This is a genomic window from Nocardia sp. JW2, assembly GCF_051843015.1.
Taxonomy (GTDB): domain Bacteria; phylum Actinomycetota; class Actinomycetes; order Mycobacteriales; family Mycobacteriaceae; genus Nocardia; species Nocardia coubleae.
In genome coordinates this window covers 439,086-454,388 of record NZ_JBPXLK010000002.1, presented here as the reverse complement: position 1 = coordinate 454,388, position 15,303 = coordinate 439,086, and the positions used below count along the sequence as shown (strand labels likewise).

Genomic DNA, 15,303 nt, shown 5'->3' with positions numbered 1-15,303 from the left:
CGGCTTACGATGCTTCACTTTTCGCTAATCCCTTTCCCGGAGGGAGTCCCCCACAATCCACCACGCGCTCGCATTCGAACGCGCCTCGGCCGTGAGTCAACCATATGAGCGCGAGACAGGCAACGCGGCAGTAGCTTTCGGATATCGGCCGTGGGGGCTCAGTCCAGGTCGTCGTGGCGCATCAGCAAACGACCGGCTTCGGTGACCGATCCGGTGAGCGACGGATACACCGAGAAGGTCTGCGCGAGGTCGGTGACGGTGAGGTTGTTCTGCACCGCGAGCGCGATCGGCAGGATCAGCTCCGAGGCGATGGGGGCGACGACCACGCCGCCGATCACCACACCGGTGGCCGGGCGGCAGAAGATCTTGACGAAGCCCCGGCGCAGCCCCGACATCTTCGCGCGCGGATTCGTGTTGAGCGGCAGCATGACCGTGCGCGCGGGCACCTCGCCGTTGTCGATGGCGGTCTGGCTCACACCGACGGTCGCGATCTCCGGACGGGTGAACACCGCCGAGGCGACGGTCTTGAGCCGGATGGGGCTCACCCCCTCGCCGAGCGCGTGGTACATCGCGATCCGGCCCTGCATCGCGGCCACCGAGGCGAGCGGGAGCAGGCCGGTGCAGTCACCCGCCGCGTAGATACCCGGCACCGAGGTGCGCGACACGCGGTCGACACGCAGGTAGCCGTTGTCGAGTTCGATACCGACCCGGTCGAGACCGAGATCGGCGGTGTTCGGGGTGGAGCCGACGGTCATCAGGGCATGGGTGCCGGTGACGGTGCGCCCGTCGGACAGCTTCACCACGATGCCGTCGGCCGTGCGCTCCACGGCGTCGGCGCGGGCGTGCTTGACCAGTTCCACACCGCGTTCGGCGAGGGCTTCCTCGAGCACGAGGGCGGCGTCGGCATCCTCGCCGGGCAGCACGCGGTCGCGACTGGACACCAGCTTCACCCGCACACCCATCTCGGTGTAGGCGGAGACGAATTCGGCACCGGTGACACCGGATCCGACCACCACCAGGGTCTCGGGCAGTTCCGGCAGGTCGTAGAGCTGGCGCCAGGTGAGGATGCGCTCACCGTCGGGTTCGGCACCGCGCAGCACCCGCGGGCTGGCGCCAGTGGCGATGAGCACCACCTCGGCCTCGAATTCCTCGGTGCTGCCGTCGGCCATGGTGGCACGCACACGATGCGCCAAACCGGCTGCGGGACCGACCAATTCACCGCGCCCGGCCAGCAGTTGCACGCCTGCGGCCTGCAGTTTGGCGCGGATGTCGGAAGACTGGGCGAGGGCGAGCGCCTTCACGCGGCCGTTCACCTCGGGCAGGTTCACCTTCGCCTGGCTCGCGTCGAGGGTGATGCCGAGGTCGCGGGCGCGGCGCAGATCGGTACGCAGACCGGTGGAGGCGATGAACGTCTTCGACGGAACGCAATCCCACAGCACACAGGCGCCACCGATGCCGTCGGCATCGACCAGGGTCACCGAGGCCCCGTGCTGGGCGGCCACCAGAGCCGCCTCGTATCCCGCCGGTCCACCGCCGATGATCGCAATCCGTGCCACCAGTCACGCTCCTGTGCTCGCCTGATCGGGCATCGCCCCTTGTGAGGGCCGCCCGCGCTGTCGCCCCATCATTTCAGGTGCGCCGTGACGCGACCGGGTCGGCTCGGTGAACAACGTTCGGCGTGTTCGCCGTCACCGCCGAGTGTGACAGTGAGCCGATCTGGGTGGGAGACAGGAATTCCGCGCGGTTTATTGGCTACAGTTCCTCAGGTGCCGATCTATGCCGCTTACGGGTCCAACATGGACTCCACGCAGATGCTGGAACGCTGCCCGCATTCGCCCATGTCGGGGACCGGGTGGCTGGAAGGTTGGCGCCTGACCTTCGCCGGTGACGACATCGGCTGGGAAGGGCCGTTGGCCACCGTCGTCGAAGATCCGGGCTCCCGGGTGTTCGTCGTCCTCTACGACGTGTCCCCGGAGGACGAGGAACGCCTCGACCGCTGGGAGGGCTCCGACTTCGGCATCCACAAGAAGATCCGGCTGCGGGTCACCGGCACCCAGGGCGAGTCCCGGCTGGCCTGGCTGTACGTGCTCGACGCCTACGAGGGTGGGCTGCCGTCGGCGCGTTATCTGGGTGTCATCGCCGATGCCGCCGAGAAGGCGGGCGCACCCGAGGACTACGTGCACGCCTTGCGCACCCGCAACAGCAAGAATGTGGGTCCGGGGTCGGCCTGAGCCGACCCCCGGGGAGTGCGTCACCTACCGCACTCCCCGCCGCCCTCAGGCCTGCAGCACGATGTTCGTCAGTGTCCGCACGCCGACGGCCAGCGCGCGTTCGTCGATATCGAACGTCGGCTGATGCAGGTCGAGCTGCTCGCCGGTGCCCGACCAGACGCCGAGACGCGCCATCGCGCCCGGCGCGTGTTCCAGGTACCAGGAGAAGTCCTCACCGCCGCCAGACTGGGGGGTGTCGGCCAGCGCGTCGGCACCGATCGCCAGGACGGCGTTCTCGAACATCAGGGTCGAGGCCGCGTCGTTGACCACCGGGGGCACGCCGCGCTTGTAGTTGAGCTGGTACCGCACACCGGTCGGCGCGAGCAGGCTGTCGACGATCTCGCGGACCAGCGGCTCGAGCAGCAACCATGTGGGGTGGTCGCCGGTGCGGACGGTTCCGGTGAGCATGCCGGTCTGCGGGATGGCGTTGGGTGCCTTGCCCGCGCTCACCGCGCCCCACACCATCACGGTGCTGGTGCGCGGATCGACCCGCCTGCTCAGCAACCCGGGCAGCCCGGTGATGACGGTGCCGATGGCGTACACCAGGTCGCTGGTGAGATGCGGCCGGGACGTATGCCCACCGGGCGAGTCGAGCACGAGTTCGACGGTGTCGGCCGCCGAGGTGATCGCCCCGGTCCGCAGCCCTACCTTGCCCACTTCCAGCCGCGGGTCGCAGTGCAGCGCGAAGATCCGGTCCACGCCGTTCATCCCGCCCGCCGCGACCACGTCGAGCGCGCCGCCCGGCATCACTTCCTCGGCGGGCTGGAAGATCAACCGCACGCCGACCGGCAGGGTGTGTTCGGCCTCGGCCAGCGCGAGCGCGGTCCCGAGCAGCACCGTGGTGTGCGCGTCGTGGCCGCAGGCGTGGGACACACCGGGCACGGTGGAGGCGAAGCTCAGGCCGGTGAATTCTTGCATCGGCAGGGCGTCCATGTCGGCGCGCAGGGCGATGCGCGGCCCGTCGGACGGTCCGAGATCACAGATCAGGCCGGTGCCTCCGGGCAGCACCTCCCAGGTCAGGCCCGCCTTGGTGAGCCAGCCGGAGACGAACTCGGTGGTGGCGAACTCCGCCCGCGACAACTCGGGGTTGGCGTGGATGTGCCTGCGCCATTGCACCAGGTCACCGGTGTGTTCGGCCAGCCATGCGTCGACGATCTCGGTTCCCGACATCATGGTTGGTTCGGCGGCCGGCCTGGTCGGGAACACCGTGGGCTCACGCATCACCGACGGGGTGGCGACACCCATCGATAGAGCGTCAGCGCCTGCGCGTGCGGTGCCCGAATGGCCGGAAATACTCACCGAATGTCCTCCTGTCGTTCGATCAGACGTTGCAACAACCTGTCCCTGTGTACTTCATCGCGCGCGATCGCGACAGCGGTACGCGCCAGCGCGAGCGCACCGTCGATCACGGCCCGATCCGCCGAGGCGTTCACCGCGGCCGCCGCGAAGTCCGGTTGGTGGGTCACCGCGCCACCGGCGTCGATGCCGATCACCGGATGGATGCCGGGGATCACGTTGGTGACGTTGCCCATGTCGGTGCTCCCGAGCGGTCGCAGCACCTCGAGCTCGGGCGCGATCGGCACCCGTCCCAAACCGGTGATCTGCGCGCGGTAGGCAGCGATGAGAACCGGGTCGGGGGTGAGCTCGGTATAGGTGGGCGCGAGCGTCCGTATGTCGTGGGTGCAGCCGGTCGCCAGGGCGCCCGCCGCGAAGCATGCCTTCGCCCGGCGCATCAGGTCGTCCAGGGACGCGGCGTCGGCAGCGCGAAGGTAGTACAGCAACTCCGCACGTCCGGGCACGATGTTGGGGGCTACACCACCGTCGGACACTATACCGTGCAGCTGCTGGCCGGGCCGCAGATGCTGGCGCAGCAAGCCGAGAGCAACCTGGGTGACGGTGATCGCGTCACCCGCGTTGAGGCCCAGTTCAGGGGCGGCGCTCGCGTGCGCCTCGCGGCCGTGGAAGGTGACGGCGAGGTCGGCCAGCGCCAGCGATCGGGCGCCGACGATGTCGGCCGGGCCGGGGTGGACCATCATCGCCATCGCGATGTCGTCGAAGGCGCCCGCCTCGAGCATGAGTACTTTGCCGCCGCCGCTCTCCTCGGCGGGTGTGCCGAGCACGACGACGGTGAGGCCGAGCTGATCGGCCACTTCGGCCAGGCCGAGCGCGGCACCGGTCGAGGACGCGGCGATGATGTTGTGCCCGCAGGCGTGCCCGATCTCGGGCAGCGCGTCGTATTCGGCACAGATGCCGACGGTGAGCGGGCCGCTGCCGTAGACGGCGCGAAAGGCCGTGGGCAGCCCGGCGATTCCGGTGGTGATCGCGAAGCCGCGGGCGCGTAGCGGGGCGAGAACCTTGGCGACGCTCCGGGTCTCGTCGAAGGCCAGTTCGGGTTCGGCGTGAATGGCGTGCGACAGCCCGATCAGCTCGTCCGAGGCCGCGAGAATCGCGGTATCGGCTGCGGTCGCCGAGAATTCGCCGGTACGCGAGGGTGCCATGCACTCAGTCTCGCATCAGTGCTGCGCCCGGGCGCACCGGCGAAGGACCTCAGCCGCCGAAGGGCAGGTTCTCCGGGGTCACCGGCGTGGCGAGCGCGGCCAGGGTCTCCGCGTGCAGCGAGGTCTTGATGATCGGGGTGATCGGCTTGCGCAGGCTGGTGAGCGCGGCGGCTCGGGCGACGGCGGTGGGCAGCACCTGGTCGGCGTCGGCCTTCGCGTCGACGATGCCCGCGGCGATCGCCTCGTCGGCGCCGAAGCGGTGCCCAGTGGTCATGGCCTGCACGCACACCTGGTTGCTGAGGCGGCCCTTCAGCAGCGCGTTCATGCCGATGGTGAAGGGCATGCCGAGGTGCACCTCGGGCAGCGACCAGAAGCCGCGGTCGCCGCGCATCACCCGGAAGTCGTGCGCGGAGGCCAGCATGGCGCCCGCACCGAAGGCGTGGCCGTTGATGGCGGCGACGGTCGGCATCGGGAAGGTCAGCAGCCGGGTGTAGAGGGTGTGCACGCGGTCGAGGTAACCGTGGATCTTGTCCAGGTTGCCGAACACCCAGTCGGTGTCGAGGCCGTTGCTGTAGAACTTGCCGGTCGCGACGGTGACCAGCGCCGCGGCACCCTCGGAGGCCTCGACCTTGTCGAGTTCGGCGTGGAAGGCGTCGATCCAGTCCGGCGAGAAACGGTTCTCGTTGTCGGTCTGCCCCTCGTCACCGAGGTACAGGACGAAAACTTCACCAGAGCGCTCCAAATACGGCATACGGGGGAGAATAGTCCGCACCAGAACACTCCCCTACTCGCGGGTAGACACCTTTCCCAGCCCGCACATCCCGACCTCGAGGAGGGATCGCCGCGAAGCGGCGGTCGGCCGCCGACCGCCGACTCGAGCGCGCCAGCGCTCCAGGGACATAAGCTGTCCCCATGCTTGCCGAACAGGCCGCCGAGGCTATCGCCGAACGTACGGGAGTGCCGCGTCATCGCGTGGCCGTGGTGCTCGGATCGGGGTGGCAGCAGGCCGCGGCCGAGATCGGTGCGCCGCACGCCTCGATCGCCATGCCGGAGCTGCCCGGCTTCGGCAGGCCGAGCGCGCAGGGGCACGGCGGGATGGTGCACTCGGTCACCGTCAACGACAACAATGTGCTGCTGCTGATGGGCCGTCAGCACCTGTACGAGGGCTACACACCCCAGCAGGTGGTGCACCCGGTGTCGGCGGCGATCGCGGCCGGTGCGGAGATCGTGCTGCTCACCAACGCCGCGGGCGGAATCAGGGGCGGGCTGCGGGTGGGTGAACCGGTCCTCATCGCCGACCACCTGAACCTCACCGCCCGCACCCCGCTGGAGGGGGCACGGTTCGTCGACCTGGTCGACGCGTGGGATCCCGAATTGCGCACGCTGGCAAAGGAACTCGACCCCTCGCTCGGTGAAGGCGTGTACGCCGGACTGCTCGGGCCGCAGTACGAGACACCCGCCGAGATCCGCATGCTTGCCACTCTCGGCGCCGACCTGGTCGGTATGTCGACGGTGCTGGAGGCCATCGAAGCCCGCTCACGCGGGGCGCGGGTGCTCGGCATCTCGCTGGTCACCAACCTGGCCGCCGGGGTCACCGGCCAGCATCTGTCGCATGCGGAGGTGCTGGCCGAGGGGCAGGCCGCCGCGCCCCGGCTCGGCAAACTGCTGCGCGGCATCCTGGAGCGGGTGTAGATGCTGCGCTTCGGGACCGCGGGCCTGCGTGGCCCGTTGCGTGAGGGGCCGGACGGGATGAACGTGACCACCGTGTCGCGGGCGACCGCTGGCCTGGCCGACTGGTTGCGGGCGCGGTGTCTCGGCGGCGGTGCGGTGGTGGTCGGGCGCGACGCCCGGCACGGTTCCGCCGAATTCGCGACCGCGACAGCCGAGATCTTCACGGCCGCGGGCTTTCCCGTGACCCTCTTGCCCGAGCCCGTGCCGACGCCGGTGGTGGCGTTCGCGGTGCGTGAGCTGGGTGCGGTGGCGGGCGTGCAGATCACCGCCTCGCACAATCCCCCCGCCGACAACGGGTACAAGGTGTATCTCGACGGTGGCTCACAGCTCATCGCACCGGCCGATACCGAGATCGAGCAGTACATCGAGAAGGTCGTCGAACCGGTTGAGCGGGCTGCTGTCTCACCGTCCGGAGCCGAACTGGTCGACCGGTACCTGGCGCGAGTCGCCGAACTGCCCGGTGTGCTCGGCGGTCCCGGGGCGCGGGCCGAGGTGCGGATCGCCTTGACGGCCATGCACGGTGTGGGCGGCGACCTCGCCGTGCGGGCCCTGCACGCCGCGGGTTTCACCGATGTGCACGTGGTGGACGAGCAGTTCGCCCCCGACCCCGACTTCCCCACCGTCGCCTTTCCCAATCCCGAGGAGCCGGGAGCGTCCGATCTGCTGCTCGCGCTGGCCGAGCGGGTCGGCGCCGACGTGGCGATCGCCCTGGATCCCGACGCCGACCGGTGTGCCGTCGGCGTGCCGGGGCCGGACGGCTGGCGCATGCTGCGCGGTGACGAAACCGGTGTGCTGCTGGCCGATTACGTGCTGCGCACCGCTTCCGACGACCCGCTGGTCGCCACGACAATCGTTTCCTCGCGCCTGCTCTCGAAGCTGGCGGCCGCCCGTTCGGCCCGTTACGCCGAGACGCTCACCGGCTTCAAATGGCTGGCCAGGGCGGGTGACGGCCTCGTGTACGCCTACGAGGAAGCCATCGGCCACTGCGTCGACCCGTCGAAGGTCCGCGACAAGGACGGCATCTCCGCCGCGGTGGCCGCCGCGGACCTGGTCGCCCTGTTGAAGGCGCGGAACCGCACCCTCCTCGACGAACTCGATTCCTACGCGGTCGAATTCGGCCTCCACGCAGGCGATCAAGTGTCGCTGCGCCTACCCGACCAGGCCGCGGCAACAACCCTCGCCGCCGCCCTGCGCACGAACCCACCCGTCGAGATCGCGGGCACACCGGTGAAGTTCACCGATCAGGCCCAGGTCCGCGGCCGAATGCGCACGGACGCATTGATCTTCGAGGCCGACGACTTCCGCATCGTCGTCCGGCCGTCGGGCACCGAACCGAAATTGAAGTGCTACCTGGAGGTCTTCGCCCCGGTCGCGGCCAGCGCCGACCTACCGAAGGCCCGCGCTGCCGCCACAGCAAGACTCGATGACCTGGCCGACCTCTGCCGAGCGCTCGAGCTTCCTTGACACTCGGTTTCAGCGAGGGCCGAATTGGCGGTCGCCCGCGTCGCCGAGGCCGGGGACGATGTAGGCGTGTTCGTTGAGTTTCTCGTCGACGACGGCGGTGACGAGGCGGACGGGCAGGCCCGAGTCGGCCAGGGCGGCAACGCCTTCGGGGGCGGCTACGACGCAGACGGCGGTGATGTCGGTGGCGCCGCGGGCGACGAGGAGTTCCAGGGTGTGGATCATCGAGCCGCCGGTGGCGAGCATGGGGTCGAGGACGAAGACAGGGAGGTCGGTCAGGTCGGTCGGCAGGGATTCCAGGTACGGGACGGGCTGGTGGGTTTCCTCGTCGCGGGCGATGCCGACGAAACCGACGCGGGCCTGTGGCACGAGATCGGCGGCGGCGTAGACCATGCCGAGGCCCGCGCGCAGGACCGGGACGAGCAGCGGTGGGGCGGCCAGGCGGACACCGTCGGTGACGGCGACCGGCGTGTTGATCGGTTCACGGACGACGGGCGCGTCACGCAGGGCCTCGTACATCAAAATGCCCGTGAGGTCGGCCAATGCGTTGCGGAAGGTGGCGTTGTCGGTGCGGGCGTCTCGCATCGTGCTCAGCAGAGTGGCGGCGAGCGGATGGTCGACGGTGTCGGTGCGCATGAAAAAACGATAGGGTCACCACGCGCTTCCGGTGCGTCCGCTGGGGAAATTTCGCGGAAGAGGGAACCGAACGCGGAGCCGGTGCGTCGAATCAGGTGAATGACGTACTCTGCCCGGGAACTCGAGGATTGGGGGAAGTTCGATGGTAAAGATGTCGGCCGATGCCGAGGGCATCGTCGCCTATAGTGCGACCGCCGGAACCATGTCCACCGAATTCGCCACGGCGGCGGCCGCATCGGTGGCATCGAACCCGGCTCTGCTCGGCCCGGTGATGGGACTCATCGGCGGCGATTTCGTCACCGCCTACGCCGCCGCCCAGGCCGGTCACGTCGCCGCGATCGCCCAGCTCTCGGCCGTGATGGCCAGCATGGGCACCGCAACGGCAGGCGCCGCGACCACCCTCGTCGACACCGACACGGGCAATGCCGCCGCCATCGAATCGGCAGCGGGCGAACTCGCATGATCGACCTCAGCGGACTGGCTCAACCCCTGTACGACCTGCTGTCCAGCTTCGGTAGCGGAGTCCTCGGCACCGGCGGCGCGTCCGACGGCCTGCGCAGCACCTCCGCCGAGATCGACCAGATCTACCAGCTCGGCCGCACCGGCATCAATGCGGTGAACACCGCCTGGGACGGTCTGGCCGTCGACGCGGTCACCTCGAAGGCGCTGCGCGTGCAGACCTCCTCGGCCACCCTGTCCGACACCGGCAACGAGATGGCCACCGTCGTCGACCAGGCCGCCGCGTATGTGCAGACCGGGCAGAAGGAACTCGACGGGATCGTCAACTCCTTCCTCACCGAGGTCTCCGCGCTCAGCCCGGTCCTGGCCACCCCGGCGGGCCTCACCGCCGTCGTCGCCTCGGCGATCGACCACATCGGCCAGGGCATGGGCGTGGTCGGGCGGGTGCAGGACGAACTCGGCACCCAGACCGCCGCCATCAAGGAGCTCACCCCGGCACCGTCGAGCACGCCCCTCGCCAACACCGCCAACCTGTCGACTTCGGCCGCTTCCACGCTGCTGTCCACCGCGACGAGCGCGGGCGGTTCGATGCTGAGCGCGGTGTCGTCGGGCCTGTCGACGGCCATGGGCGGCGGCGACTCGAGCAGTTCGGGCGGCACGAGCACCGGCAACTCGACCAACAACGGCAAGACGTCGACCCCCACCGGCTCGTCGACGGGCTCCACCGGCACCGGCGTCAAGGTCACCCTGCCCGACGGCAGCGTGGTCGAAGCCCCCAACGAAGAGGCCGCCACGGCCGTGCGCTCGGCCATCGGCGCGGTCGGCACCCCGTACGTGTGGGGCGGCAACGACCCGGGCTCGGGCATCGACTGCAGTGGTCTCACCAAGTACGCCTACGGCGAGGCCGGGGTCGAGCTGCCCCGCCTGGCCCAGGAACAGCACATCGGACACCCACAGGTGTCACCCGGTGACCTGATGCCCGGTGACCTGGCCGTATGGGACGGCCACGTCGCCATGGTCGTCGGCAACGGGCAGCTCGTCGAGGCGGGCGACCCGGTCTCGATCAGTTCGATCCGAACGGAGAACAGTGGCATGGAGTTCTACGGCTTCTACAGGCCTACCTCATGAGCGAAACCCCGATCCCCGAGGTTCCCAATGTGGAAACCGCGGTCAGCACCAACCGGTCGGGCACCATCTCGGTGCGTGCGACCAGCATGGGGCTGCCGATCGCGCTCAAGTTCGAGCGCAGCGAATACCAGTACGGCGCGCAGGCCCTCGCCGATGAGATCCTTCGCCTGACCAGGCGTTCGACCATCGCGGCCGCCGCGCGCCTGCGCGAGGTGTACAGCGAGCAGGCGGGCATCCCCGATGCCCTGCTCGACAAGATGAACCTGCCGACCCGGCGTCAGGCCGTCGACGAGCTCGACCGCATCGACGACGCCGACACCGGTCAGACGAGCTGGATGAGGCCCCTGTGAGCGCGGAGATGGACGCCCTCGTCGCGGGCGTGACCGAGAAACTCGAGGCACTCGAGGCGGCGCTGTACGGGTTGAAGCAGGTCAACGGCAAGTTCACCACCGAGGACGGACTGGTCACCGCCGAGGTGAACAGTGACGGCGCGCTGGTCGATCTGCGCCTGGACGAGGGCATCACCGCCCTGCCGCCGGCGGAGGCCGCGCAGCTGATCCTGTCGGCGTGCAGGCAGGCCACCGAGACCGCGGGCGAAGCGCGCTCCAACATCATTGCGACACTGAACGAATCGCTCACCGGCGGCACTGCACACCCGCCGGGGGAATTAGCACCCGGGCCGGATAGTGCGCGGCGCTGAAGCTCGATAGGCTTCGCGTCATGGCTTCTGGAGACATCGTCCCGATCGAGCTCGGTCTGACCGATGGCGATCTCGTCACCCTGTGGGCACCGCGCTGGCGTGACGGTGACGACGAGTACATGGCGTTCCTCGGACACGAGGACGACCTCTACGGTTTCGAGTCCGTTGCGGAGTTGGCGGCGTTCATCCGCACCAACACCGACAACGACCTCGTCGAGCATCCGTCGTGGGCGGTGGTCGCCGGCCTGTCGGCCGCCGAACTGGAGCCGGAGGACAACTTCACCTTCGATCTGGTCTCCGTGCCCGAGCTGGCCGCGGGCGAACCCGACGGTGAGGTGGTCGGCGAGCTCGAGGACACCCTGGCCATGGTTCGCAATATCGGCGACGTGTGCGAGCTCGACGTGGTGACGGCGTTCTTCGACGACAACCCGGTACTCGGTGTGCTGGCCAACGGTGTCGGCACCTTCACCGGGCGCGACGGCGAGGAGCTGTGGGACCAGGTCGGTGCCGCCATCGTCAAGGGCTGGGACGACGTGCTCGACGCGATCGACAGCATCGTCACCACCCCGGAGGTGGATGCCGCGGCGGTCGAGGTCGCCGAGGCCGAGCTGCTGGCCGCCGAGGAGAACGTGGTCGACGCCGACGACGTCGTCGAGGAGGACGAGGAGTTCGAAAGCGTCGACCTCACCGCCGACGACGAGGACGAGACCTTCTGGCACGAGGTCGGCATCGACCCGGTCAAGATCGTCACCTCCGACGGTGAGCACTTCACCCTGCGCTGCTACCTCGACGACGAGCCGATCTTCCTCGGCAACGGCCGCACCATCACGGTGTTCGGTTCCGAGCGCGCGCTGGCCCGCTACCTGGCCGACGACCACGAGCACGAGCTGGCCCGGGTGTCGACCTTCGGTGACGTGCAGACCGCCGCGGTCGACGGCTCACTCGAGGTTGAGGTGAGCGACGAGAACGTCTACGTGCTCACCGGCCTCGTGGAGGACCTGGCCGAGGGGCCGGAGGCCGTCGACATCGAACAGCTCGACCTGGCTGTCGAATTGTTCACCGACGCAGCCGATTACGCTGACGACGACAGCGTGGAACAGGCGCTTGCCGCGTCGAACCCGCTGGGTTGGTACGTCTCCTACCTGCTCAACCCGGACCCCAACCGGCTGGCCCCGAACCCGCCGTTCACAGCCGAGGCCCAGCAGTTCCGCGAACTGCAACGCGCCTTCGAAGCACGGCTGGTCAGCGAGTAGCAAGACGAGAAGGGTGGCACCGATGAGGTGCCACCCTTCTTCGTCATCCGACCAGGACCGCGTAGCGCGGTTTGATGATCTCGTCGATGATCTTCAGGCGATCGGGGAACGGGATGAACGCCGACTTCATGGCGTTGATGGTGAAGCGTTCCAGGTCGCTCCAGCCGTAGCCGAAGGTTTCCACCAGTTTGAGCATCTCCTGGCTCATGGTGGTGTCGCTCATCAGCCGGTTGTCGGTGTTGACGGTGACCCGGAACCGCAGCCGGGCCAGCAGGTCGAAGGGGTGCTTGTCGAGCGAGGGCACCGCACCGGTCTGCACGTTCGACGACGGGCACAGTTCCAGCGGAACCCGCATGTCACGCACGTAGTTGGCGACGATCCCGAGTTGGGCGTCCTCGATGGCGCCCGGCACGCTGATGTCGTCGGTGATGCGCACGCCGTGCCCGAGACGGTCGCACCCGCAGAAGGCGAGCGCCTCGTGGATCGACGGCAACCCGAACGCCTCCCCCGCGTGAATCGTGAAGTGCGCGTGGTTGACTCGCAGATATTCGAAGGCGTCCAGGTGCCGGGTGGGCGGGAAACCGGCCTCGGCCCCCGCGATGTCGAACCCACCGACCCCGCTGTCGCGGAAGCGCACCGTGAGCTCCGCGATCTCCCGGGAACGCGCGGCATGCCGCATGGCGGTGAGCAGACACGTCACCCGGATGATGTTGCCCTGCTCCGCCGCGATCGCCTCCCCCTCCCGGAACCCGGCAAGGGTGTGCTCGACCACCTCGTCGAGCGTGAGCCCCTTCTCCAGATGCTGCTCGGGCGCGAACCGCACCTCGGCGTAGACCACCCCGTCGGCGGCCAGATCGATGGCACATTCCCGAGCCACCCGCCGCAAACCCTCCGGCGTCTGCATCACCGCGACGGTATGGGCGAACGTCTCGAGGTACAGCTCGAGCGACCCGCTGTCGGCGGCGTCCCTGAACCACGCCCCCAAACTCTCGGCATCCTGCGCGGGTAGTTGGTCGTAGCCGCACTCGGCGGCGAGTTCTAGCACCGTCTCCGGCCGCAGACCACCATCGAGGTGGTCATGCAGCAGGGCTTTGGGTGCACGTCGGATCGAAGCAAGGTCGAGGGGCGCCGGTCCAGTCATATCCAAACGTTAGCCGCACCCACCGATCCCGGCAGCACAGTTCCCCGAGGACACCCACCACACCACCAACCCGCTCGAGCCCGCCACTCCCCCTTTCCAGCCGGACGGCGCTACTCGAGCCTGCCACCTACCGCACTCCCCGCCACACCACCTGTGTCCGCCACCTACCGCACTCCCTCAGCCCACCTGCCCTAGCACCGACTCCCCGACTCACTCGGCGATGGCGCGCATTGGACCCAGCGTTTGGTCCCAGGTAGCGCAGCCGCAACCGCCGTGACAATGAACAGCACGATCACCGACACCCAAACCACCACCGGCGCGTCGGCGCCGACCATGAATGCCACCACGGCGCCCAGCAACGACCCGGTGAGTACCAACGTCCGTCCGCGCGGCTTTCGGCGGCCGAGCAGGCGGGCGCCGATCAGGTTCAGCACGCCGACCGGAGCGACGATCGCGGCCATGATCACCAGCATCACGCCCGTGATGAGCCGGAAGTCCACCTGATCCGGTTCGATCGGCTCGTTCACCACCCTGACGGCGTCGAAGATCATCAGCCCGGCGATCGCGAACGCGATCAGCGCCGAGATGAAGGCGAGTACCCGCGCGACCGCCGCCGTCCGCCTCCCGTTGTCGGCCGCTCCCGCCGCGACCACCGACACAACGAACCTCCCCATCGCGGCCACGACTATTACCTCAATCGATCCGCCCCAGCACAAGCTCGCCGGGCTTGCTTTCCGGGGTGAGTTCGATCCCCACCGCACCGTCGAGTGCTTCCAACGCGCCCGCGAACGCTTCGGGCGTGTCCGTGTGCAGGGTGAACAAGGGCTGGCCGATCGCCACCGAATCGCCGGGCTTGGCGTGCATCTCGACACCCGCGCCCGCCTGGACCTGCTCACCTTGCCGCGCACGCCCGGCACCGAGCCGCCAGGCGGCCAAACCCACACCCATCGCGTCGAGCCGCGTCAACACCCCGGCCGACTCGGCCCGCACCGTCTCGGTATGCCGCGCGGTCGGCAGCGGGGCATCGGGATCGCCGCCCTGGGCCTGGATCATCGTCCGCCAGTGATCCATCGCCCGGCCGTCGGCGAGCACCTCGGCCGGGTCGACATGCAGTCCGGCCTGGGCAACCATCTCGCGTGCGAGGGCGAGCGTCAGTTCGACCACATCGGCGGGCCCGCCACCGGCCAGCACCTCGACCGACTCCGCGACCTCGAGCGCATTGCCCGCGGTCCGGCCGAGCGGGGTGTCCATCGCGGTCAGCAACGCGACGGTCTTCACTCCGGCATCCCGCCCGAGCTCGACCATCACGGCGGCCAGCTCGCGCGCCTCGTCGAGGGTCTTCAGGAACGCCCCGGTCCCGACTTTCACGTCGAGCACCAGCGCCGCGGTCCCTTCGGCGATCTTCTTGCTCATGATCGAGCTGGCGATCAGCGGGATCGACTCGACCGTCCCGGTCACATCACGCAGCGCGTACAGCCGTTTGTCGGCGGGGGCGAGGTCGGCGCCCGCCGCACAGATCACCGCGCCGATCGCGGGGTCGGCGAGGATCTCGCGCATCCGGGGCACGGTGATGTCGGCCTGCCAGCCGGGTATCGACTCGAGCTTGTCCAGGGTGCCGCCGGTGTGGCCGAGGCCGCGTCCCGACAGCTGCGGCACCGCCGCGCCGCAGGCCGCCACCAGAGGCGCCAGCGGCAGGGTGATCTTGTCGCCGACGCCACCGGTCGAATGCTTGTCGACGGTGGGCCGCGGCAGGTCGGTGAAGTTCATCCGGCTCCCCGAGCCGATCATGGCCGCCGTCCACCGAGCGATCTCGCGCCGGTTCATGCCACGCAGCAGGATGGCCATCGCGAGGGCCGACATCTGTTCGTCGGCCACGATCCCCCGCGTGAACGCGTCGACCACCCAGTCGATCTGCTCGTCGGACAGCTCACCGCCGTCACGTTTGGCCCGAATGATCGATACCGCGTCCAGTGCCGTCATGCGGCCAGTCTGGCACGCGACATCGGCCGCGGCACTCCTCGCGCCG

The 15,303-nt window shown here is 69.0% G+C and carries 16 protein-coding genes; 8 read left to right on the top strand and 8 right to left on the bottom strand.

Annotated elements, in window-relative coordinates; all coding sequences use genetic code 11:
• Nucleotides 1–158: 158 nt before the first annotated feature.
• Nucleotides 159–1,556, bottom strand: a complete 1,398-nt coding sequence (locus ACSVDM_RS05115; protein ID WP_225282052.1) for an NAD(P)H-quinone dehydrogenase — start codon at nt 1,554–1,556, stop codon at nt 159–161.
• A 210-nt stretch (nt 1,557–1,766) separates the two neighbouring features.
• Here ACSVDM_RS05115 and ACSVDM_RS05110 point away from each other — a divergent pair, with 210 nt between their 5' ends.
• Nucleotides 1,767–2,231 carry a gamma-glutamylcyclotransferase gene (locus ACSVDM_RS05110; protein ID WP_067490738.1) on the top strand — a complete coding sequence of 155 codons (465 nt, stop codon included), beginning with the start codon at nt 1,767–1,769 and terminating at the stop codon, nt 2,229–2,231.
• Nucleotides 2,232–2,276: 45 nt separating this feature from the next.
• Here the strand turns inward: ACSVDM_RS05110 and ACSVDM_RS05105 are convergent, their stop codons facing one another.
• From ACSVDM_RS05105 to ACSVDM_RS05095, 3 genes are all read right to left on the bottom strand, one after another.
• Nucleotides 2,277–3,440, bottom strand: a complete 1,164-nt coding sequence (locus ACSVDM_RS05105; RefSeq protein ID WP_067641624.1) for a M20 family metallopeptidase — start codon at nt 3,438–3,440, stop codon at nt 2,277–2,279.
• A gap of 125 nt (nt 3,441–3,565) precedes the next feature.
• Nucleotides 3,566–4,768 (bottom strand): M20 family metallopeptidase, encoded by a 1,203-nt coding sequence (locus tag ACSVDM_RS05100; protein WP_067641393.1) that lies wholly within the window; start codon nt 4,766–4,768, stop codon nt 3,566–3,568.
• Between the two features lie 49 nt (nt 4,769–4,817).
• A complete protein-coding gene (locus ACSVDM_RS05095; protein ID WP_439263160.1) occupies nt 4,818–5,519 on the bottom strand; it encodes an enoyl-CoA hydratase-related protein in 702 nt (233 codons plus the stop codon).
• Nucleotides 5,520–5,680: 161 nt separating this feature from the next.
• On the opposite strand from ACSVDM_RS05095, the gene ACSVDM_RS05090 reads away from it, so the two are divergent.
• A complete protein-coding gene (locus ACSVDM_RS05090; protein WP_067641390.1) occupies nt 5,681–6,460 on the top strand; it encodes a purine-nucleoside phosphorylase in 780 nt (259 codons plus the stop codon).
• Nucleotides 6,461–7,963, top strand: coding sequence for a phospho-sugar mutase (locus tag ACSVDM_RS05085; RefSeq protein ID WP_439263158.1), 1,503 nt, complete (start codon nt 6,461–6,463; stop codon nt 7,961–7,963). It begins immediately after the preceding gene.
• A 9-nt stretch (nt 7,964–7,972) separates the two neighbouring features.
• Here the strand turns inward: ACSVDM_RS05085 and upp are convergent, their stop codons facing one another.
• Nucleotides 7,973–8,596, bottom strand: coding sequence for a uracil phosphoribosyltransferase (upp, locus tag ACSVDM_RS05080; protein ID WP_356984886.1), 624 nt, complete (start codon nt 8,594–8,596; stop codon nt 7,973–7,975).
• Nucleotides 8,597–8,738: 142 nt separating this feature from the next.
• On the opposite strand from upp, the gene ACSVDM_RS05075 reads away from it, so the two are divergent.
• Genes ACSVDM_RS05075 through ACSVDM_RS05055 form a run of 5 tightly spaced genes read left to right on the top strand, consistent with a single transcriptional unit; the run spans nt 8,739 to nt 12,136 of the window.
• The gene (locus ACSVDM_RS05075) at nt 8,739–9,059 is read left to right on the top strand and encodes a hypothetical protein (RefSeq protein ID WP_067490775.1); all 321 of its coding nucleotides are present in this window, start codon (nt 8,739–8,741) and stop codon (nt 9,057–9,059) included.
• Nucleotides 9,056–10,183 carry a C40 family peptidase gene (locus ACSVDM_RS05070; protein WP_067490777.1) on the top strand — a complete coding sequence of 376 codons (1,128 nt, stop codon included), beginning with the start codon at nt 9,056–9,058 and terminating at the stop codon, nt 10,181–10,183. Before ACSVDM_RS05075 ends, ACSVDM_RS05070 begins: the two co-directional genes overlap by 4 nt.
• Nucleotides 10,180–10,533, top strand: coding sequence for a hypothetical protein (locus ACSVDM_RS05065; RefSeq protein WP_067490779.1), 354 nt, complete (start codon nt 10,180–10,182; stop codon nt 10,531–10,533). The genes ACSVDM_RS05070 and ACSVDM_RS05065 overlap by 4 nt, the downstream gene beginning before the upstream one ends.
• A complete protein-coding gene (locus tag ACSVDM_RS05060; RefSeq protein ID WP_166655760.1) occupies nt 10,530–10,883 on the top strand; it encodes a YbaB/EbfC family nucleoid-associated protein in 354 nt (117 codons plus the stop codon). The genes ACSVDM_RS05065 and ACSVDM_RS05060 overlap by 4 nt, the downstream gene beginning before the upstream one ends.
• A gap of 20 nt (nt 10,884–10,903) precedes the next feature.
• Nucleotides 10,904–12,136 carry a primosomal protein gene (locus ACSVDM_RS05055; RefSeq protein ID WP_067490781.1) on the top strand — a complete coding sequence of 411 codons (1,233 nt, stop codon included), beginning with the start codon at nt 10,904–10,906 and terminating at the stop codon, nt 12,134–12,136.
• A gap of 43 nt (nt 12,137–12,179) precedes the next feature.
• On the opposite strand, the gene ACSVDM_RS05050 is transcribed toward ACSVDM_RS05055, so the two are convergent.
• The 3 genes from ACSVDM_RS05050 to ACSVDM_RS05040 form a co-directional block, all read right to left on the bottom strand.
• Nucleotides 12,180–13,277: an adenosine deaminase gene (locus ACSVDM_RS05050; RefSeq protein ID WP_067641382.1), complete on the bottom strand. Its 1,098-nt coding sequence runs from the start codon at nt 13,275–13,277 to the stop codon at nt 12,180–12,182.
• A gap of 191 nt (nt 13,278–13,468) precedes the next feature.
• Nucleotides 13,469–13,951 carry a hypothetical protein gene (locus ACSVDM_RS05045; RefSeq protein WP_439263154.1) on the bottom strand — a complete coding sequence of 161 codons (483 nt, stop codon included), beginning with the start codon at nt 13,949–13,951 and terminating at the stop codon, nt 13,469–13,471.
• Nucleotides 13,952–13,970: 19 nt separating this feature from the next.
• Entirely contained in the window at nt 13,971–15,257 is a 1,287-nt protein-coding gene (locus ACSVDM_RS05040; RefSeq protein WP_439263152.1) for a thymidine phosphorylase, read from the bottom strand.
• Nucleotides 15,258–15,303: the final 46 nt, after the last annotated feature.